19 protein-coding genes and 1 tRNA gene are annotated in these 19,980 nt (G+C 29.9%); 13 read left to right on the forward strand and 7 right to left on the reverse strand.

The window, feature by feature from the left end:
- Nucleotides 1-16: 16 nt before the first annotated feature.
- From galK to BST83_RS13780, 4 genes are read right to left on the reverse strand one after another with little or no spacing between them, the layout of a single operon-like run.
- Nucleotides 17-1,165, reverse strand: a complete 1,149-nt coding sequence (galK, locus tag BST83_RS13770; RefSeq protein ID WP_104810288.1) for a galactokinase — start codon at nt 1,163-1,165, stop codon at nt 17-19.
- A 10-nt stretch (nt 1,166-1,175) separates the two neighbouring features.
- Entirely contained in the window at nt 1,176-2,069 is an 894-nt protein-coding gene (locus BST83_RS13775; RefSeq protein WP_104810289.1) for an aldose 1-epimerase, read from the reverse strand.
- Nucleotides 2,070-2,073: 4 nt separating this feature from the next.
- Complete coding sequence (locus tag BST83_RS21510; protein ID WP_367889168.1) at nt 2,074-2,220, reverse strand: hypothetical protein; 147 nt, start codon at nt 2,218-2,220, stop codon at nt 2,074-2,076.
- Between the two features lie 56 nt (nt 2,221-2,276).
- Nucleotides 2,277-3,071 carry a GntR family transcriptional regulator gene (locus tag BST83_RS13780; RefSeq protein ID WP_367889169.1) on the reverse strand — a complete coding sequence of 265 codons (795 nt, stop codon included), beginning with the start codon at nt 3,069-3,071 and terminating at the stop codon, nt 2,277-2,279.
- 223 nt (nt 3,072-3,294) lie between these two features.
- Here BST83_RS13780 and BST83_RS13785 point away from each other — a divergent pair, with 223 nt between their 5' ends.
- Entirely contained in the window at nt 3,295-4,386 is a 1,092-nt protein-coding gene (locus BST83_RS13785; RefSeq protein WP_104810290.1) for a formylglycine-generating enzyme family protein, read from the forward strand.
- 174 nt (nt 4,387-4,560) lie between these two features.
- Nucleotides 4,561-4,821, forward strand: a complete 261-nt coding sequence (locus BST83_RS13790) for a hypothetical protein (protein WP_104810291.1) — start codon at nt 4,561-4,563, stop codon at nt 4,819-4,821.
- Here the strand turns inward: BST83_RS13790 and BST83_RS13795 are convergent.
- The gene (locus BST83_RS13795; protein WP_104810292.1) at nt 4,818-5,981 is read right to left on the reverse strand and encodes a tyrosine-type recombinase/integrase; all 1,164 of its coding nucleotides are present in this window, start codon (nt 5,979-5,981) and stop codon (nt 4,818-4,820) included. The genes BST83_RS13790 and BST83_RS13795 overlap by 4 nt on opposite strands.
- A gap of 118 nt (nt 5,982-6,099) precedes the next feature.
- A tRNA-Leu gene (locus BST83_RS13800) sits at nt 6,100-6,181 on the reverse strand.
- 92 nt (nt 6,182-6,273) lie between these two features.
- Here BST83_RS13800 and BST83_RS13805 point away from each other — a divergent pair.
- The 3 genes from BST83_RS13805 to BST83_RS13810 are packed head-to-tail and all read left to right on the forward strand — an operon-like array spanning nt 6,274 to nt 9,867.
- Complete coding sequence (locus BST83_RS13805) at nt 6,274-7,662, forward strand: dipeptidase (protein WP_104810293.1); 1,389 nt, start codon at nt 6,274-6,276, stop codon at nt 7,660-7,662.
- Nucleotides 7,663-7,684: 22 nt separating this feature from the next.
- The gene (locus BST83_RS20770; RefSeq protein ID WP_240614765.1) at nt 7,685-8,008 is read left to right on the forward strand and encodes a hypothetical protein; all 324 of its coding nucleotides are present in this window, start codon (nt 7,685-7,687) and stop codon (nt 8,006-8,008) included.
- Nucleotides 8,009-8,049: 41 nt separating this feature from the next.
- Nucleotides 8,050-9,867, forward strand: a complete 1,818-nt coding sequence (locus BST83_RS13810; RefSeq protein ID WP_240614834.1) for a S9 family peptidase — start codon at nt 8,050-8,052, stop codon at nt 9,865-9,867.
- Between the two features lie 212 nt (nt 9,868-10,079).
- Here BST83_RS13810 and BST83_RS13815 read toward each other — a convergent pair whose 3' ends face one another.
- Nucleotides 10,080-10,703 (reverse strand): peptidylprolyl isomerase, encoded by a 624-nt coding sequence (locus tag BST83_RS13815; RefSeq protein ID WP_104810294.1) that lies wholly within the window; start codon nt 10,701-10,703, stop codon nt 10,080-10,082.
- Between the two features lie 113 nt (nt 10,704-10,816).
- On the opposite strand from BST83_RS13815, the gene BST83_RS13820 reads away from it, so the two are divergent.
- The 8 genes from BST83_RS13820 to yjjX all read left to right on the forward strand — a co-directional run bounded on the left by BST83_RS13820 (nt 10,817) and on the right by yjjX (nt 19,952).
- Entirely contained in the window at nt 10,817-11,188 is a 372-nt protein-coding gene (locus tag BST83_RS13820; protein ID WP_104810875.1) for a BlaI/MecI/CopY family transcriptional regulator, read from the forward strand.
- On the forward strand, nt 11,185-12,609 hold the full coding sequence (locus BST83_RS13825; RefSeq protein ID WP_104810295.1) for a M56 family metallopeptidase: 1,425 nt from the start codon (nt 11,185-11,187) through the stop codon (nt 12,607-12,609). Before BST83_RS13820 ends, BST83_RS13825 begins: the two co-directional genes overlap by 4 nt.
- 179 nt (nt 12,610-12,788) lie before the next feature.
- Nucleotides 12,789-13,403 carry a hypothetical protein gene (locus BST83_RS13830; protein ID WP_104810296.1) on the forward strand — a complete coding sequence of 205 codons (615 nt, stop codon included), beginning with the start codon at nt 12,789-12,791 and terminating at the stop codon, nt 13,401-13,403.
- Nucleotides 13,404-13,485: 82 nt separating this feature from the next.
- Complete coding sequence (locus BST83_RS13835) at nt 13,486-14,586, forward strand: DUF4407 domain-containing protein (protein ID WP_104810297.1); 1,101 nt, start codon at nt 13,486-13,488, stop codon at nt 14,584-14,586.
- Between the two features lie 409 nt (nt 14,587-14,995).
- Nucleotides 14,996-16,690, forward strand: coding sequence for a lysine--tRNA ligase (lysS, locus tag BST83_RS13840; RefSeq protein ID WP_104810298.1), 1,695 nt, complete (start codon nt 14,996-14,998; stop codon nt 16,688-16,690).
- A 65-nt stretch (nt 16,691-16,755) separates the two neighbouring features.
- The gene (locus BST83_RS13845) at nt 16,756-17,673 is read left to right on the forward strand and encodes a glutaminase (protein WP_104810299.1); all 918 of its coding nucleotides are present in this window, start codon (nt 16,756-16,758) and stop codon (nt 17,671-17,673) included.
- Nucleotides 17,674-18,471: 798 nt separating this feature from the next.
- Entirely contained in the window at nt 18,472-19,356 is an 885-nt protein-coding gene (locus tag BST83_RS13850) for a hypothetical protein (protein WP_104810876.1), read from the forward strand.
- Nucleotides 19,357-19,424: 68 nt separating this feature from the next.
- On the forward strand, nt 19,425-19,952 hold the full coding sequence (gene yjjX / locus BST83_RS13855; RefSeq protein WP_104810300.1) for an inosine/xanthosine triphosphatase: 528 nt from the start codon (nt 19,425-19,427) through the stop codon (nt 19,950-19,952).
- Nucleotides 19,953-19,980: the final 28 nt, after the last annotated feature.

Raw genomic sequence — 19,980 nt, forward strand, 5'->3', positions numbered from 1 at the left:
TATGTTTTTTAGTTGATTATTTTACTAAATGTGTACCATCAGAAAGTTCTACAAAATAAACGGAACATTCATTGTTGAATTTATTTTTAAATGCATTTGATGCAGATTCTGCAAATGCTTTTGCTTCCGATTTTGCTACTAAATTAATCGTGCAACCTCCAAAACCACCGCCCATCATTCTTGCGCCTAAAACATGTTTATTTTTCTTGGCTTGTGACACCAAGAAATCTAACTCTGCGCAACTTACTTTATATTGATGTTGCAAACCATTATGAGAAGCGTAAATTAAAGCACCTAAAGTTACCAAATCATTTTCTTCAATTGCAGTTGCTGCTCTTTGAGTTCTTTCAGTTTCTTGAATTACATACAATGCTTTCTGATAATTTTCTGGCGTAACTTTGTCGATAATTTTTTCTAAATCTTCCTCTGATGCCTCTCTTAATGTTTCAATTTTTAAGATTTTGGCCACGCTTTCGCAAGCGGAACGTCTATCATTATAAGCACTATCAGACAAACTATGTGTCACGTTTGTGTTTATCAATAGTAATTGATGGTCTTTGAAATCAATTTCATAAGGTTTAGATTCAATCGTTCTACAATCTAACAATAATGCATTGTTTTTAATACCAAACATACTTGCGTATTGATCCATAATTCCACATTTTACACCCACATAATTGTGTTCTGCTTTTTGTGAAATTAAAATCATTTCTATCTTTGTTAAACCTAAATCAAACAATTCATTTAAACCAAAAACTACACTATTTTCTATAGCTGCCGATGACGACATCCCTGCTCCTCCAGGAATATTTCCTTTAAAAATGATGTTAAAATCGCCAACAACTTTATTTCTATTTTGTATTTCTGCCACCACACCAAAAACGTAGTTTTCCCAACTTCCTTCTTTAGACGGTTTCAGTTTGTCTAATTCAAACTCAATAGTGCTCTCTAAATCTAACGCAATTGCAGCACAAAAACCTGCATCGCTTTTTTGAATTGCTGCTGCAATACCTTTATCAACAGCCGCAGGAAAAACAAAACCTCCGTTATAATCTGTATGTTCTCCAATAATATTTATTCTTCCCGGAGAAAAAACCAAAATTGGATCGGTTTTAAAAATTTTTATAAACTGTATTTTTACCTCTTTAATTAGTGCCGCACTCATAATTCTAAGTTTAATTGTTTTTCAATTTTACATTCCAAGTTATAGAATAGGTTTTATTTGGTTCTAAAACTTGCAATCCTATTTTATTATTAAAACTATTAGAAACACCTGTCATCGGTTCTATTGCAATCATCGAAAAACCCTTTGGGGTATATAATTGTAGATAATTTTCTATTTTATTTGTAGAAATTTCTATTTGATAGTTTGGTGTATTAAATTCAATAATATCCGAGTTTAAAATAAAACAATCGTCTAATTGTTTATCTTCAATTTTAAATTCTTCTTCAGTTTTATGGTCAATCACTTTTTTTGTGATTAGACTTTCATTGAATTCAATTTTTTTATCACTTTTAAAACGCAAACAACTTTTGCTGAGATCATCACTTAAAAAATAAGGATGCCAGCCTAAAATAAAAGGATATGCTTTTGAATCTGTGTTTTTTATTTTTAGGGATAGACTAAGATTATTTTCTGAAAGTGCATAGGTTGCGTAAATCTCATACCTGTATGGAAAACCTACACTTTCATTGATTTCTTTATAAGCGATTGTAACTGAACAAAAATTAGTATTTTCTTCTTTAGTTATCAACTCAAATTTTTGGTTATACACCAAACCATGTAATGCGTTTTTACCTGTTTCATTTAAATTAAACTGATATTCTTCATCCCGAAACGAATATTTTCCCTCCTGAATTCTACTTGCAAAAGGAAACAAAATCGAGGATGCATACGAATCTTTATAGTTGAAATTTGGCTGTTCTTTTATTAAAAAAACATCTTTAAATATTAATTCTTGAAGCCTTCCTCCTTCCTCCAAAGAAATCCGTGCTTCCGATGTATTATCTGCTTTTTTTAACACTAAAAAACTACCTTTTTCATCTGTTATTTCTTCAACTTTATACATTCTTTTAAATAGATTTTCTTAAAATTAAACTACTCGGATTTTCTATTTTAACTTGTTCATTGTTCAAAATCATCTGCGCCAATCTTTCTCCCATCAGATTAAAATCTGTAGAAATTGTGGTAATTCCGTCTTCTACAACTTCTTTCAACATGGTATCATTAAAAGAAATTATACCAATATCCTTTGCTAAAAATAATCTGTTTTCTTTTATTTTTTAATGATTCTAATCAAGTTTTTATCATCTAAGACTAGGTACAACTCCCCTATTTCTAGAATTCTGTCTTTTATGGATGATACAACTTCATACACAATAGTATGCTGATTACAGAATAATTGAAACCCTTTTAAAATACCTTTTGGTTGCTTTTCATCAGAAAATAATAAAACTATTTTTTTGTATTTTTTGATACTCAGTAATCCAGAAGAAAGTCCGTTAAAAATATCTTTTTCAAAATTCTGATAAATCGCAGGATATTCTTCTAAACCTTTATGGACCTGATCTAAAATATAGACTTTATCTTTTGGTAGATTATGAATTATTTTTTCTGTGCCAACTAAATTTACGGGCATAATTATATAAGAACTGTAATTGCCAACATTATCATTAATCAGTTTTGCGAAAATATCTTGATTAAAGTGATGGAAAAAAATATCAACCTGAATATTTTCTCCTAAATTTTGTAAAAAAGAATTGTACAAATCTTCTTTAAAGGAATTTAATTCATCAAACAATAAAAATATTTTTTGCTCAACCAGTATATTTTCTGTAGAAAGATAATAGCCTTTACCTACTATTGAGTGAATAATTCCTCTATTTTTCAATTCATTAAAAGCTGCTAAAACAGTATCCCTAGAAAGAGAATGTTCGTTTTTTATGGCGTTTAATGAAGGTAATTTATCGCCTTTTTTTAGCAAACCATTAACAATAGCATTCTCAACAGAAGTAACTATTTGTTTGTATTTAGGCATTCCAGAATCATTTTGTATCGATACAATTTCCATTCTACAAATATAAAATAAAACATCAAATAAACAACTGGTAAGAACTAGTATGTTTATAAATAAATTTTATTACTTTTGATTCTAATTATTAATTAATAAATTAACATGATTTCTATTTTTTTTGTTGAACATCAAATTCAATGAAAAGACAGAAATATAGAAGAGAGTTCTTACCTTCGTATTTATTAATAATCATTGTATTGCAAAAATTAAAAATAGACACATGTTACATCAAAGTAAAAGCGAATCTTTACACTATTTTTCATTCGTTCTTTTAGCATTTTTATCGCTTTATAGTTGTAAAAACATAAAAAGTGAAGACGCAAAAACAAAAGAAACATCAGAAATAAAAACTCCTGAAGGTATGATTTGGGTAGCTAGTAAAACCTTTTTACAAGGTGCAAAAGAAACCGATAAATATGTAATGCCAAGAGAAAAACCTGGGCATTTAGTTACAGTTGATGGTTTTTATATCGATGCTACAGAAGTTACCAACAAACAATATACAGCCTTTGTAGATGCCACAAAATATGTAACTGTTGCAGAAAGAAAAATAGATTGGGAAGAAATGAAAACACAACTTCCTGCAAATACGGCAAAACCTCATGATTCCATTTTACAACCGGGAAGTTTAATTTTTAACAAAGATGTAAGCGCTGTTGCAGATATGAATAATTATGGTCAATGGTGGACCTGGAAAATTGGTGCAAATTGGAAACACCCAGAAGGCCCAGATTCTAATTTGGAAGGAAAAGAAAACTACCCCATTGTTCATATCGCTTTAGAGGATGCTATGGCATATTGTAAATGGGCAGAAAGACGTTTACCAACAGAATCTGAATGGGAATCTGCTGCTCAAGGAACAAATTCTGATGCTATTTTTACTTGGGGAAATGATGCTACAATTTTAAATGCAAATGCAAATACTTGGCAAGGCGTTTTTCCTACAAGAAATGATTCTAAAGACGGATTTGAATTTATCTCGCCCGTAAAATCGTATCCTCCAAATAGCATTGGTTTATACGATATGACAGGTAATGTTTGGGAAATTACGTCTGATTTATTCAACGTAAATTACTACAAAGAAATAGACACTTCTAAACCTCTACTAAACCCTAAAGGCGCAAATAAATCGTATAGCCCAAACAATCCATATCAAACAGAAAACATTATGAAAGGTGGTTCTTTTTTATGCCATGATTCATATTGTGCAAGTTTTAGAATTTCTGCAAAAATGGGAGTCTCAGCAGATTCTGGCTCAGATCACATGGGGTTTAGAACGGTTACTACAGCCGAAATGTTATCAAAAAAATAAAAATATTTATTACAACTTCTATCAATAAATTACAAAAAAGTTGCTCCCTAAATAGCTTTTGCACAAGTGCATATAGCCTCTGGATTTTCGTCAATCGAAGATTTTAATAATTTTGAAAACCCCAAATAATCACCGAATTGATGCTATTTATAAAAACAAATTAAACCTCTTTCTGTGGCCAAATTATTAGAAGAACAGAAGATAATTTTTACGTTAGCTTTTGAAAACTTTACACCTGCAGCAGCAGAAATACATTTACAAAAGGTTGATATAAGCACACAATTAAATATTGGTTTGCCAATTATTACTGCAATTTCAGATTTTACTCCTGCAAATTTTGAAGTCGTTTATCCTTCTTCTGGAAGTTGGACAGTTACAGTTAAAGCAGATGGTTTTGTTTCTAATGAATTAACAAAATTAGTTATGCTTATTTAAAAAAGAAGGTTTGCTTTTATTATTTTTTCATCTGCATTTTTCATATTTCGAGGAATATATTCATTTGTTTGTGAAATAGAATGATGCCTTGCTTGATCTCTAACAGAATTTAGAGGAACACCTGCAATGATTAAATCTACAATACCCGTATCTTTTAAATAATACCACTTAATAGATTGATCAATTTTTAGTTTTTTACGCATTTTAGACCAATTACTTGTTGCTTTATTTGGTAAAAACTGTACTTTACCTGGTTTATAATTATCATTGCTAAAAAGGTAATTATTTTTTGCAGAAGTAGAAATGTGTTCTTTTAATAAAATAATTAAAGAATTTGGTATTGTTACATGAGCAGATTTATTGTTTTTAGAATCTTCAGATGAAACATAAATAGTTTGTTTTTCTATATTTACATCACTAACTTTAATCTTAGAAAGTTCTGTTCTTCTTATAAGACAGTAGTAACAACACATGCAGAATGTTAAAAAAGGTAAGTTTACTTTCTGGTAATAATTAAAAATTTGCTCTCTAACATTTAAAGGGATTACAATTTTATCATTTTTCTTTTTATGTATTTTCTTAATTCCATTACAAGGGTTCAGTATTATATATTTCTTTTTTTTCATCCATTCAAAGAGCGTAAACAAAAAAGTAAAATAATTATCTCTAGTTCTAGAGCTTACTCCTTTTTCATAGCGTAAATAATCTAAATAATCATTAATAAAATCTACGTCTATTTGATAACAATTAATTTCTTCTTTTCCTATTTGGTTTAAGTAAAAATTAAAGTTTGTAATTCTAGAAGTATAGGTTTTCTGGGTATCTAGACTTAAATTTTTGTCTTTAAATTCTAAATTAATTTCTTTAAGGTAAATAGATGCTGCTTTTTTAAATAAAACAAATTGCTTCCCTCCTTTTTCTTCATAAAAAGGATTCCACCCGTTTTCTAAACGCTTGTTAATATTTGCAGCAAGTTTTTTTCCGTATTTTCTTCTTTCAGTAATTGAAGAAAGTGGTTTAACTCTTATTCGTTTAATTTCTAGTTCTTCAGAAAAAGGATTGAGTGCATAAAATATAATTCTCCATTCAGAATTTTCTCTTAATTCTGCGGGAACATAATCTACAAATATAATTTTTTTAGGATTTTGAAGTTTTGACATTTTTTTTTACACCTGTTTTATATCAGTTGTAAAATATTAATGACTAAGAGTTGCCCAATTTTAACCCATTTTTTAAAGAAGAATAGCCCAAACCTAGTGGTTATAGGCTATTCAATTGTACAGGCGGAGAGACTCGAACTCTCACACCTCGCGGCACTAGATCCTAAGTCTAGCGTGTCTACCAATTCCACCACGCCTGCAATTTCGAGTGCAAATATAAACAAACATCAGAAACTACAAAGCAGTTCATTATTATTTTTCTATTTTTGGGAAAGAAATTAAAAATTCATAGATGAATACGATTCAAACCTACATAAAAGACAACAAAGAAAGATTTTTAAATGAATTGATCGAGTTGCTTAAAATCCCCTCTGTAAGTGCAGATTCTGCCTATAAAAAAGAAGTTTTACGAACTGCGGATTTTATTTTAGACAGCCTTAAAAAAGCAGGTTGCGACAAAGTTGAAATGTGCGAAACTCCTGGTTATCCTATTATTTATGGAGAAAAAATTATCGATAAAAATTTACCAACCGTTTTAGTATATGGCCATTATGACGTGCAACCAGCAGATCCTATTAATTTATGGCACTCTCCTCCTTTTGAACCCGTTATTAAAAAAACAGAAATTCATCCTGAAGGAGCCATTTTTGCAAGAGGTGCTTGCGATGATAAAGGCCAAATGTTTATGCATGTAAAAGCATTAGAATACATGACATCAGCAGGTAATTTACCTTGTAATGTAAAATTTATGATTGAAGGTGAAGAAGAAGTTGGCTCAGAAAGCTTGTCTTGGTTCGTTCCTAGAAATAAAGAAAAATTAGCAAATGATGTAATTTTAATTTCTGATACAGGAATGATAGCAAACGATATTCCGTCAATAACAACTGGTTTACGGGGTTTAAGTTATGTAGAAGTTGAAGTTACCGGGCCAAATAGAGATTTACATTCTGGATTATATGGTGGTGCGGTTGCAAATCCTATCAATATTTTAACTAAAATGATTGCCTCTTTGCACGATGAAAATAATCACATCACCATTCCCGGTTTTTATGATAACGTAGAAGATTTATCATCCGAAGAAAGAGCAGAAATGGCAAAAGCTCCTTTTTCTTTGGATAAATATAAAGATTCTTTAAAAATTGATGAAGTTTATGGCGAAAAAGGCTATTCTACCAACGAACGTAATTCAATTAGACCAACTTTAGATGTAAACGGAATTTGGGGTGGTTACATGGGTGAAGGCGCAAAAACAGTAATTGCAAGCACAGCGTTTGCGAAAATTTCTATGCGATTAGTACCTAATCAAGATTGGAGAGAAATCACTGAGTTGTTTAAAAAACATTTTGAAAGTATCGCTCCGGCATCTGTAAAAGTACTTGTAAAACCGCATCATGGTGGGCAAGGTTATGTTACGCCTATTGATACTATTGAATATAAAGCGGCAAGCAAAGCCTATGAAACTTCTTTTGGAAAAATTCCCATTCCTCAAAGAAGCGGTGGAAGTATCCCAATAGTTGCCTTATTCGAGAAAGAATTGAACAGTAAAACTATTTTAATGGGCTTTGGTTTAGATTCTGATGCAATTCACTCACCAAATGAACATTTCGGAGTTTGGAATTATCTAAAAGGAATAGAAACGATTCCTTATTTTTATAAATATTTTACAGCCTTATCAAAGTAAAAATAAATTAAACAATCTCTTTATGAAAACAGCGTATATAAAACTTATTGCATTTTTATGCATCGGTACTTTTTTTGTTTCTTGTTCAAACACGAAAGAACAAAAAGAATTTACAACGGCAGAATATGAAGCTGCTGCAGCCCAAATGGACAAAGGCTTAAACGACTTGGTCTACAATAAGGTTTCTGAAATTACTTTTACGGATACTAGCAATTTTAGGTATGCTACAAATACGAAAGATGGTAAAAAATATATCATGGTTGATGCCATTTCAAAAAATAAAAAAGCAGTTTTAGATCCTAAAAAATTAGTAGAAAGCACAACAAAAGGATCAAAAAAGCCTTAGAAAATGAAAGTATATCTCCAAACGGAAAATTAGCGGCATATATAGACACATACAATCTTTGGGTTCGTGATTTAGAAAGCGATAAAAAAACACAACTTACTTTTGACGGAATTCAAGATTACGGCTATGCAACAAATAACGCTGGCTGGACAAAAAGTGATGGTGCAGTTTTAAAATGGTCTCCAAATTCTGATAAAATTGCTACTTTTCAGCAAGATGCTCGCGGTGTTGGTATGATGTATTTAACTTCTACAAATGTTGGTCATCCAACATTAGAAGCTTGGAAACATCCACTTCCTGGTGATAAAATAATTTTTACAATCGAAAGAGTGATTATTCACTTAGGAAACAAACCTAAAACTGTTCGTTTAAAAATGGATAAGGATTTTCAAAGAGGATCTACCACAGACCATATAGCAGGTAGAAATAGCATTTTATTAGATGCTCAATGGAATGAAGAAGGTACAAAATTCGCCTTTGTTTCTGGCTCAAGAGATCATAAAATAGCACATTTACAAATAGCAGATGCAACTACCGGTGCTGTTGAATCGATTCATAAAGAAGAAGTTACAACCTATTATGAATCTGGAGTAGATTCAGAAAATTGGAGTGTTTTATTTGATTCTAATGAATTTATTTGGTACTCAGAAAAAAGTAATTGGGGTCATCTTTATTTGTATGATTTAACGTCGAAAAAATTAAAAAATCAAATTACCACAGGAGATTGGATCGTAAAAGAAACCATAAATATTGATCAACAAAATAGACAAATCTATTTTAAAGCTGGTGGAAAGGAAGAAGGAAATCCGTATCATAATTATTATTACAAAGTAAATTTTGACGGATCAAATCTTATCAACCTCACGCCAAGTAAGGGAACACATACTGCTACTTTTTCTAGTGATTATTCAACAATTGTAGATACCTATTCTACCATCAAAAATCCGCCTATTAGTCTTGTAAGAAATGGAAATGGCGAAAAAATAATGGATTTAGAAACTGCTGATATTTCTGATTTAAAAGCAAAGAATTGGCAAGAACCCGTTGAGTTTTCTGCAAAAGCAAGAGATAATAAAACGGACGTTTATGGTTTATTATTTTTACCAAGTCATTATGATGAAAGCAAAAAATATCCTGTTTTAAACTATATCTATCCTGGACCACAATCTGGTAGTGTTGGTACTTATAATTTTAGTCCTATCCGAAGAGATTTTCAAGCAGTTTCTGAACTAGGTTTTATAGTAGTTGCTGTCGATGCCATGGGAACACCAATGCGCTCTAAATCTTTTCATGACGCCTATTATGGCAATATGGGCGATAATGGTTTGCCAGATAATATTACTGCAATTAAACAATTAGCAAAAATATATAAAGGAATGGATCTTGAAAAAGTTGGTATTTGGGGTCATTCTGGTGGCGGATTTGCTTCTACCAGAGCTGTTTTTGAATATTCAGATTTTTATGATGTTGCGGTTTCGGGTTCAGGAAATCACGATAATAGAAATTACGAAGCAGATTGGGGCGAAAAATGGCAAGGCCTTTTGGTTGAAGGAAATATAGAAGGAAAAGCGGATGGAACAACAAATTATGACAATCAAGCAAATCAACTAATTGCTCAAAATTTAAAAGGAAAATTACTAATTACCCACGGCTCTGTAGATGATAATGTGCCACCATCAAACACCATGTTAGTTGTTGAAGCTTTGATAAAAGCAAACAAAGATTTTGATATGATTATGTTCCCGAATAAAAGACATGGTTATGGAGATATGACTAATTATATGACGCGCAAACGTTGGGATTATTTTGTAACTCATCTTTTAGATGCAAAACCTCCAAAAGAATTTCTACTTAAATAACATTTAAAACCTCATTTTGAGGTTTTTTTATGAGTTAAAAACATAGATTTCCTAATTTAACTGTTTAACCAAACAATTAAGCTTAAAAAATAGACGAAGGATATAATAATTTATTCCTTAAAAAAAATCACAAATTTTTGTCTGGCAAGAAAGGAAAAATGGAAGCTAAATAGTACTATTAGTATTCTAAATTTATTCATTTTTACCCATTTCTACTTTAGTATATATGCTTTTATAATATAATCTACTTTCGGGAATTTTTCTCTTAAAAATTTGTTTCCAAATTTTGTAATAGAATCTTGTTTAAAGCCCAATTTATCTCCATAACCATTGTAAAATTTCAATACATTTTCTTGACCTGAAATTACTTTTGCGATTACTGGAAATCCAGTTACACCAGAATAAGTTAGTGAATCTAACCTATTATTATTTTTTAAATTGATAAATATTTGATTCGATCTTGTGTTCACTCCGCCTCTCGCAAATGAAATTGACATCGAATCATTTTTTGCCAAAACAGGTTCGTCTTCTATCCCTTTTTCCCAACTTTTATTTATAATTGAATCGTTGTGGATGCCAAACTGAGCTACAAATTTTGGAACTACTCTAAAGATAGCAACATCTGTATAATATTCGTTTTTAATCAATTGATGTAACCGATCCACGCCTTTTGGAGACCAAGCTCTTCTTGCTACAATATCAAAATTACCACTGGTAGTTTCAAATCTTGCTGTAAACGTGTTTGGCGCTTCTGTTTGTAACCATTTTTCTTTAAACTTAACTGCAGCGCAAGAACTTAATAAAATGATACTTATTACTAAAACTATTTTTTTCATGGTCTTCTTTTTTGATTTTAAACAAATGTATGGAAAATCTTAAAAATATTTTAACTCTACATTTGTAGAATTAAAATATTTACTCTATGTTTGTAGAACAAAATCGAAAACCGATGCAATTATCTAAAACCGAAGAACAATTAATGCAATATTTATGGAAACGTAAAAAAGCATTTTTAAAAGATTTAATAGCTGATTTCCCTGAGCCAAAACCAGCAACAACAACCGTTGCTACTTTGCTAAAGAGAATTAATGATAAAGGTTTTATTGCATATAATTTGTTTGGAAAATCTAGAGAATATTATCCAATAATAAAAAAAACAGATTATTTTTCTAACCATGTTAATGGTTTGATTAAAAACTTCTTTAATGATTCTGCGAGTCAGTTTGCTTCATTTTTTACAAAAGAAACCAATCTTACAAGAGAAGAATTAGAAGAATTAAAGAAAGTGATTGATTCTCAAATTAAAAAGCAACCATTATGATACCCTACTTTTTAAAATCGGCAACTTGTTTAGCATTACTATTGGTATTTTATCATTTTATTTTAGAAAAAGAAAAGATGCATACTTTTAATCGTTTCTATTTGTTGGGAAGCCTTCTTTTTTCACTTCTAGCACCTCTATATATTATTTATATTGATGTTGCTTCTTTAATTATACGAACTGCTCAAACATCAACTACTTCTTATCCGACAGAAATAACATCGGAAATTATGGTAGAAGAACCAATTCATTACACATCAATATTTATTGCTATTTATTGTTTTATTACAACCATCTTATTAATCCGTTTTGGAAAGAATTTATTTCATCTTATTCATAAAATAAGAAGTAACGAAAATATTAAATATCAAAAAGCAGTATTGGTGTTAGTTGCTGATAAAATATTGCCCCACACTTTTTGGAACTATATTTTCATCAACAAAAATGATTATGAAAATCAAAAAATTGAACAAGAATTATTTACGCATGAGCTAACACACGTTACCCAAAGACATACGTTAGACGTTTTAATTTTAGAATTGATTCAGAGCATTTTTTGGATTAATCCATTCTTTATTATACTTAAAAAAGCGGTTCAATTAAATCATGAATTTTTAGCTGACGAAACTGTTATTAACGAACATAAAAATACCATCCAATATCAACATTTATTAGTAAATAAAGCTGCTTGGAAAAACGACTATTACTTGGCCAGTAATTTGAATTATTCACTTACTAAAAAAAGATTAAAAATGATGACAACACAAAGTTCACAAACCAAAATTTGGTTGAAAAAACTAGCAGTAATTCCGTTATTAGCAGGATTTGTTTTCCTCTTTGCAGAAAGAGTTGAAGCACAAGAAAACGAAGAAATTACTGAAATAGTTGAAGATGTTTCGTTTAAAAAAGGAGATCTATCAGAAACAGAAATCTATCAAGAATATTTTCATAGTAAAGGCCTTTTTATGTTTAAGGATAAAAACGGTAAACAAATATCAAAGAAATATAATGAATTAACAATAGAAGAAAAGAAAAGAATAATTCCTCCTCCACCTTTAAAATCGAAGAAGAAAATACCAACCCAAGAATTAATTGAAAAATTAAAAGATGGTAAAGAATATGCAGTTTGGATTGATGGAAAAGTGGTAAAAAACGACGTTTTAAATAATTACCAAGCGTCTGATTTTTCGAGTCACTTTGTGAGTTTTATTTATAAAAATGCAAGAAGTAAACGTTTTCCTCAAGAACATCAAGCGCATTTAGAAACTACAAAATATTTTAATACTCAAAATGAAAAAAGAACTCAAGAATTTAAAGAGTATTTAGAGAAAAATGAGCAAAATCAAATAAGAGACGATGAAGTTAGAGAGATAATAGAAAGAATAGGAGAAAAAAAGATATTAGTGCTTATGATGCCTTAAATAAAACCTACGAATCAAAAAGAAACAAAAAACCACATTTTATAGAAAGTTCTACAGAAAGACAAAAAGAGCTAAATGACTTATTTTCTGATTTAGGCAGTATTTATTTTGACCTTTCAAAAGAAAATAAAAAGAAAAACAAAAGACCAATTCATCCTCATTATCCTTATTTGAAACTGATGAAAAACAATAAGGTTTTTTATAAATTAAGAAGCGAATTAACAAACGAAGATGAATTATTAATTCCACCACCACCACCAGCTCCAAATGCATCAAAAGAACAAATTTTAAAAGCTGAAAAAGTTCACAGTGATTGGAAAAAAAGAAGCGGAAATGATTTACCGCCGCCGCCGCCAGTTCCAAACGCATCTAAAGAACAAATTATAGAGGCTGAAAAAGCTTTAAACGACTGGAAAAAGAGAAGTAGCAATAATAGACTACCACCTCCACCTCCAATAAATGCCATAGAGCACATTAAGGACATGAATAAAAAAGGAGCAAAATTTTATTTTGAAGGAAAAGAAATAGATGCTGATACCGCTTCTGATTTATTTAAAAAGAATAAAAAATTATCAATTGAATCTAAAAATAAAGACGATAGTACTTATGAAGTTTGGATTTCTAAAAAAGGGATAGATACTACAAAAAAGGAAGAAAACATCAAATACTATCTAGATCATAAGCTTATTAGCAAAAAAGAAATGGAATTAATACCAGCAAATAAAATTGAATCTGTTGATGTTAAAAAAGATAAAAATGGTGCTGGTTCTGTTTACATTATTAGTAAAAAATAATAAATTTTAAAAAACTCGAAAATTCGAGGTTTTTTTTGTAACAATTTTAAAGTTTATACGTTTTATAATAAAATATATAATCGTGCTTAAAAATTTCTTTATTACGTGTGCCGGGACTGATAAAAATATTATAGAAAATTGTGGTAATGGAGAACAAAACAAGTTTGTTGGTATTGGAGCCACTGTTTTTTTTACAGCAGTTATGGCAACCATTGCAGGGAGTTATGCTTTGTATACTGTTTTTGATAATTTATACGCGGCTATTTTCTTCGGAGTGATTTGGGGTTTATTAATCTTTAATCTTGATCGATTTATAGTTTCTACAATCAAAAAAACAGGTTCTAGACTCAATGAATTGTTACAAGCCTCGCCAAGAATTATATTGGCAGTAATTATTGCAGTTGTTATTTCTAAACCTTTAGAGTTGAAATTGTTTGAGAAAGAAATCAATCAAGTTTTATTGACCGAAAAAATTAAAATGACGATAGATACGAAGGCCCAAATTGCACAACAATTTACTCCTGAAATTGAGAAAATAAATTCAGAAATTGATGTATTAAAACAAGAAATTAATCAAAAAGAAGCAGCAACAAATACATTATATGAAACTTATATTGCAGAAGCAGAAGGCACAAAAGGAACTAAAAAATTAGGAAAAGGACCTGTTTATCAAGAAAAAAGAGAAAAACACGATGCTTCTTTATCAGCTTTACATCAACTTAAAAAAGATAATTTAGAAAAAATAGAAAGTAAAGAAACTACAATCGCTGCGCTAGTTGAAAATCAAAAATTAGCAGAAACAACATCACAACCTATTATATCTAATTTTGACGGATTAATGGCAAGAGTAACTGCACTTGGTAAATTACCTTGGCTCCCTTCATTCTTCATCTTTTTATTGTTTTTGGCGATAGAAACATCACCAATAATCGCAAAATTAATAGCACCAAAAGGAGAATATGATTTTAAATTAGAAGATACGGAAACTGCTATAGAAACTTGGGTACAGCAGCAAGTGCAACAAAGAGCACAAATGCTAAAAGCGAATATTATTATAGACAATAAAGTATACAAAGACATTTCTGAAGAAGAAGAATTGTATAGTTATAAACAGAAAATAGCCAGAGATTTAATGAAACTTCAAGCAGACTCATTTTACAAAAAGCAACAAAAAATGTTGTAATTCATATGTTCTAAAAGAGAAATCAAAGTATTAAAATGGAATAAAGTTTTAACTTTTGATGCAGAGCATTCGAAAATCATACTATGGATCCCGCTGAAAATCGGGATTAGTTCAACTATGAATTTTGAATGAATGCTTCACTATTTTAAATATTGAGTTTTACTAAAATAAAAAAAGCATCCCGTTTCAGGGAAGCTTTCCATTGGTTAACAAAACCATGGCACTTTTACTAAAGTACCAAAACAACACAACTAAATACTGTTTTTACTAAAAAAACAGTTTGCAAATATACGGCGTTTTTAATAATCCTCAAATAAATAGTTTCTTTTTTACTATTTTCTGAATTGCCTATTAATTCATTTGATTGTATCTTCGCACTCTTTAATAAACATCAGAAAAAAAACAGCAAATGCAATTATCAGAACAAGAAGTTGTACGTAGAGAGAAGCTAGTAAAATTACGTGCTTTGGGCATCAACCCTTATCCTGCAGATTTATTTCCAGTAGATTCAAATTCGACCGAAATAAAACAAAATTATACGGAAGGAAAAAAAGTGATTATTGCCGGAAGATTAATGGTAAAAAACTTGCAAGGAAAAGCTTCTTTTGGTCAATTGCAAGATGGCGAAGGTAGAATACAAATTTACTTTAATCGTGATGAAATTTGTGCTGGCGAAGACAAAACGAAATACAATACTGTTTTTAAAAACTTAATAGATTTAGGTGATTTTATTGGTGTTGAAGGTGTGTTATTTACTACCAAGGTAGGCGAAAAAACAGTACTTGTTAAAGATTTTAAATTACTGTGCAAAGCTTTAAAACCTTTGCCTTTTCCGAAAGAAAAAGATGGTAAAATCTTTGATGCTTTTACAGATCCAGAAATGCGTTTTAGACAACGTTATGTAGATTTAGTTGTAAATCCACATGTTAAAGAAGTGTTTATAAAACGAACAAAATTGTTTAACGCAATGCGTTCTTTTTTTAATGATGCCGGTTATTTTGAAGTAGAAACACCAGTTTTACAACCAATTCCTGGAGGCGCAGCTGCAAGACCTTTTATAACGCATCACAATTCTTTAGATATTCCTTTATATATGAGAATTGCCAATGAATTGTATCTAAAAAGATTAATTGTTGGTGGTTTTGATGGCGTTTATGAGTTCTCTAAAAACTTTAGAAATGAAGGAATGGATAAAACTCATAATCCAGAATTTACAGCTATGGAGATCTATGTTTCTTACAAAGATTACAATTGGATGATGGATTTCTGTGAGCAACTTTTAGAGCATTGTGCAATTGCTGTAAACGGAACTTCCGAAGCTACTTTTGGCGAACATAAAATAGATTTTAAAGCCCCATATGCTAGAGTAACGATGACCGATTCTATTAAACATTTTACTGGTTTTGATATAAATAATAAAACTGAGGATGAAATTAGAGCTGCTGCAAAATCAATGAATATTCCTGTGGATGAAACCATGGGGAAAGGAAAATTGATTGATGAAATTTTTGGTGAAAAATGTGAAGGAAATTACATTCAACCTACTTTTATTACTGATTACCCTAAAGAAATGTCTCCTCTTTGTAAAGAACACAGAGAAAACCCTGAATTAACTGAGCGTTTTGAATTGATGGTTTGCGGTAAGGAAATTGCCAATGCATATTCCGAATTAAATGATCCAATAGATCAACGTGAGCGTTTTGAGCATCAACTAAAATTGGCTCAAAAAGGCGATGATGAAGCGACTGAATTTATAGACCACGATTTTTTACGTGCGCTAGAATATGGAATGCCGCCAACTTCTGGAATGGGAATTGGAATGGATCGATTAATTATGTTTTTAACCAATAATCAATCGATACAAGAAGTGCTTTTCTTTCCTCAAATGAGACCAGAACAACGAATAGTTGCTGTAGAGTTAAATGACAGTGAAAAGGAGTTACTCGCTATCATCAAAAAAATAGAAAAAATAGCGTTGAATGCGTTAAAAGAGCAATCAGGTTTATCAAACAAAAAATGGGATAAGTCTTTAAAACACTTAACTAAAAACAACTTTGCAAAAGTTTCTAAAACGGATGAAGGCTTGTTTGTAGAAATTATTTAAATCGTACTCTTTTTTAAATCTGTTATTTAGGTTTTTCCTAAATAATTCCATTAAAATAAGAAAAAGTGGAAAACTATAAAAAAATAATTAAAGATATTTATTTTGAAGTAAAAAACGTTGAAGATTTTGGTAAAGTTGCAGATTATATTCCAGAATTATTAAATGTAAGTCCTGATAATTTTGGTATAAACATTACAAATATCAATAAGGATTCCTTTGGCGTGGGCGATTTTGATAAGAAATTTTCAATACAAAGTGTTACTAAAATTTTTGCGTTAACCTTAGCGTATAAATTAGAAGGTACAAAAATTTGGGAACGAGTCGATGTTGAGCCTTCTGGTAATCCTTTTAATTCGCTTTTGCAATTAGAAGCTGATAAAGGAAAACCAAGAAATCCTTTTATAAATGCTGGTGCAATTGTTGTTTGCGATGTTTTAATTAGCCATTTAAAAAATCCGAAGGAAGATTTTTTAAATTTTTGCAGAGAACTTTCTAATAATGAAAATCTAAATTATTCTGAAAAAATTGCACAGTCAGAAAAAATTTCTGGATTTAGAAATATTGCCTTATGTAATTTTATAAAATCTTTTGGAAACATTAAAAACGATGTTGATCAAGTGTTAGATTTTTACTTTCATATTTGTTCTATAGAAATGAGCTGCAAAGAACTTTCTGAAATAGCTCTTTTTTTAGCCGATGATAATTTTACAACTCATAAAGGAAATAAAGTTCTTACTATGAGTCAAGCTAAAAGAATAAATGCCATTTTACTTACTTGTGGTTTTTATGATGAATCTGGGGAGTTCGCATTTAGAGTTGGTTTACCTGGTAAAAGTGGCGTTGGTGGCGGAATTGTTGCCATTCATCCAGATAAATATTGTATTGCTGTTTGGAGTCCGAAACTAAATGTAAAAGGAAATTCTTTTAAAGGAATGTTATTTTTAGAAAAGTTTACAACCAAAACTGCTTCTTCTATTTTTTAATTTTTTGTTAAAAAAATTTAGAAGTTTTTTACTGTTTTATATTTAAAAAACGATATTCTTATCTACTTTTTTAAGATGTCTTCCATTAAAACATCAAAAAAAAGTAGAAGAGAATACTTAGTTTCTTCTAATACAGCTAAACACCAACCTAAACTTAACCAACTTTCGAAGGTGCATTTATAACTTAGGTTTCTTTTTCTCTGGGTAGTTCTCTTCTCTTTGTTTTCGATTGGAGTACTGTATATTATATATAGTTAACCCCATGTAAACGGCAAATATTATACCACCTACAATAAAAAACCCTATATTCATGTTGTTCTTCTTTGTCTAATTGCTATTGCAAATAATAAGATTGTACCTGGCCAATGAGCTGAGTATTGAGCTTCCGCCGTCATACCTAATATCCCATATCCTACGGAGTATAATAAACAAAGGAAGGCTAAAATAATTGGATACCATTTTAAAATAAAATTTTTCATCTTTTAGTGTATTGTATTTAATTAAGTATACAATATACAAAATATACTTCCATTTTCACTAAAAATAAAATTGTAATTTTACGTGAAATACTATTTAAATCTAATACATATAAAACGAATTTATTATTATATATTTTAATATAAATAAAATAGTTGCACATAATTATGTTTTTTAAAAAGGCTTTATTTAATTGAAAAGAAAGGTTTTTTAAATTTTATTTTATTATAATTTAGATTGATTCTAAGAAGAAAATAATTGAACTTAGCCTGTTTATTCTGAGATAGTTAAATAAATCAAGAAAAATAAAAATCTATGAGTATGATTAAAAAAAATAAAATAGTACCATTGCTTTACAATATATTTCTGTCAGAAAGAACTCGCGAGAAAACTGAAAAAATTATTCTTAAAATAGCGATTTTTAGTTTTTTTATCCATTTGGCGGTAATCTATTTTATGAAATTTAATTTTATCGATTTTCCCGCAAACTCAGAACTACTAAGAAGCCCAATATCAGCTATTTACACTCCATTTTCTTTTATTCTTATTTACGAAGTGTATCTCTTAATTTACTACTTACCCAAATCGTTTACGACTTATATAACCAAACAATACGAAATTATAACACTAATTATAATCCGTAAATTGTTTAAGGATTTATCAGCTTTAGAACTTTCTACAGATTGGTTTGACATAAAAGGAGATATACAGTTTACTTATGATTTAGTCGCTTCTCTTTTACTTTTCTATTTAATCTTTCTGTTTCAAAAGCAAGGAAAATTAAAAACAATTCTGCATATAGATAGTAAACCAATTATTGAGAAATTTGTTGAAAAGAAAAAGTTAATAGCCATTATTTTAGTGCCATTATTTTTTGTGATGGCTGTATATACTCTTGTTAATTGGTCTATCGAAATTTCTAGCTCATCTTACGAATTACCAACCTTTAAAAGTATCAACAATCTATTTTTTGATCAATTTTTTACGGCACTAATTTTAGTGGATGTGGTACTCCTTTTAATTTCATTTTTTTACACAGATCAGTTTCATAAAATTATCAGAAACTCTGGTTTTGTGATTTCTACGATTTTAATAAGAATGTCTTTTGGAGTAGACGGATTAATAACCACTATTTTGATTGTTCTAGCTGTTCTTTTTGGACTAACAATACTAACAATACACAATAAATACGAGGAAAAAAGTTAGTATAAAAACGCATACATGTAAATTATGCTGAACTTGTTACAGTTTTAAAAGAGTAAATTTTAATTACCATGATAAAAATTATTGTTGCATCTAAAAATCCTGTGAAAATAAAAGCAGTGAAAAATGGGTTTGAAAAAATGTTTCCAAACCAAGATTTCAAGTTTATAAGTGTTTCGGTTCCTTCCGGTGTTGCAGACCAACCACTTAGTAATAATGAGACCTTTCGCGGTGCAAAAAACAGAGCCGATAATGCTTCAAAAGAAATAAAAGATGCTCACTTTTATTGTGGGATAGAAGGTGGTATTGAACCTATGGATAATGAAATGGAAGCGTTTGCTTGGGTTGTTGTAAAGTCTGCTGATACCTATGGTAAATCAAGAACAGCAACATTTTTTATACCCAAACAGGTGGTTAAATTAATCAAAGAAGGCAAAGAACTCGGCGATGCAGACGATATTGTTTTTAACCGCAATAACTCTAAACAAGAAAACGGTGCGGTTGGAATTTTAACTGGAAATATAACAGATAGGACTAAATATTACACAGAAGCTGTAATTTTAGCGTTAATTCCTTTTAAAAATGTTGATTTGTATTAGAAATTAAAACCATGTTCGAAACTGTTTT

Origin of the sequence: Polaribacter filamentus (genome assembly GCF_002943715.1) — a bacterium.
Lineage (GTDB): Bacteria > Bacteroidota > Bacteroidia > Flavobacteriales > Flavobacteriaceae > Polaribacter > Polaribacter filamentus.

Bases quoted from the DNA above. Each gene is read 5' to 3' on its own strand.
- BST83_RS13775 (WP_104810289.1), bottom strand. From the start codon at position 2,069: ATGTATAAAGTTGAAGAAATAACAGATGAAAAAGGTAGTTTTTTAGTG.
- BST83_RS13830 (WP_104810296.1), top strand. From the start codon at position 12,789: ATGAAAAACAATAAGGTTTTTTATAAATTAAGAAGCGAATTAACAAAC.
- BST83_RS13850 (WP_104810876.1), top strand. From the start codon at position 18,472: ATGATTAAAAAAAATAAAATAGTACCATTGCTTTACAATATATTTCTG.
- BST83_RS13785 (WP_104810290.1), top strand. From the start codon at position 3,295: ATGTTACATCAAAGTAAAAGCGAATCTTTACACTATTTTTCATTCGTT.
- BST83_RS13795 (WP_104810292.1), bottom strand. From the start codon at position 5,981: ATGTCAAAACTTCAAAATCCTAAAAAAATTATATTTGTAGATTATGTT.
- BST83_RS13820 (WP_104810875.1), top strand. From the start codon at position 10,817: ATGCAATTATCTAAAACCGAAGAACAATTAATGCAATATTTATGGAAA.
- yjjX (WP_104810300.1), top strand. From the start codon at position 19,425: ATGATAAAAATTATTGTTGCATCTAAAAATCCTGTGAAAATAAAAGCA.
- BST83_RS13815 (WP_104810294.1), bottom strand. From the start codon at position 10,703: ATGAAAAAAATAGTTTTAGTAATAAGTATCATTTTATTAAGTTCTTGC.
- BST83_RS13805 (WP_104810293.1), top strand. From the start codon at position 6,274: ATGAATACGATTCAAACCTACATAAAAGACAACAAAGAAAGATTTTTA.
- BST83_RS21510 (WP_367889168.1), bottom strand. From the start codon at position 2,220: ATGTTGAAAGAAGTTGTAGAAGACGGAATTACCACAATTTCTACAGAT.
- BST83_RS20770 (WP_240614765.1), top strand. From the start codon at position 7,685: ATGAAAACAGCGTATATAAAACTTATTGCATTTTTATGCATCGGTACT.
- lysS (WP_104810298.1), top strand. From the start codon at position 14,996: ATGCAATTATCAGAACAAGAAGTTGTACGTAGAGAGAAGCTAGTAAAA.
- BST83_RS13825 (WP_104810295.1), top strand. From the start codon at position 11,185: ATGATACCCTACTTTTTAAAATCGGCAACTTGTTTAGCATTACTATTG.
- BST83_RS13780 (WP_367889169.1), bottom strand. From the start codon at position 3,071: ATGGAAATTGTATCGATACAAAATGATTCTGGAATGCCTAAATACAAA.
- galK (WP_104810288.1), bottom strand. From the start codon at position 1,165: ATGAGTGCGGCACTAATTAAAGAGGTAAAAATACAGTTTATAAAAATT.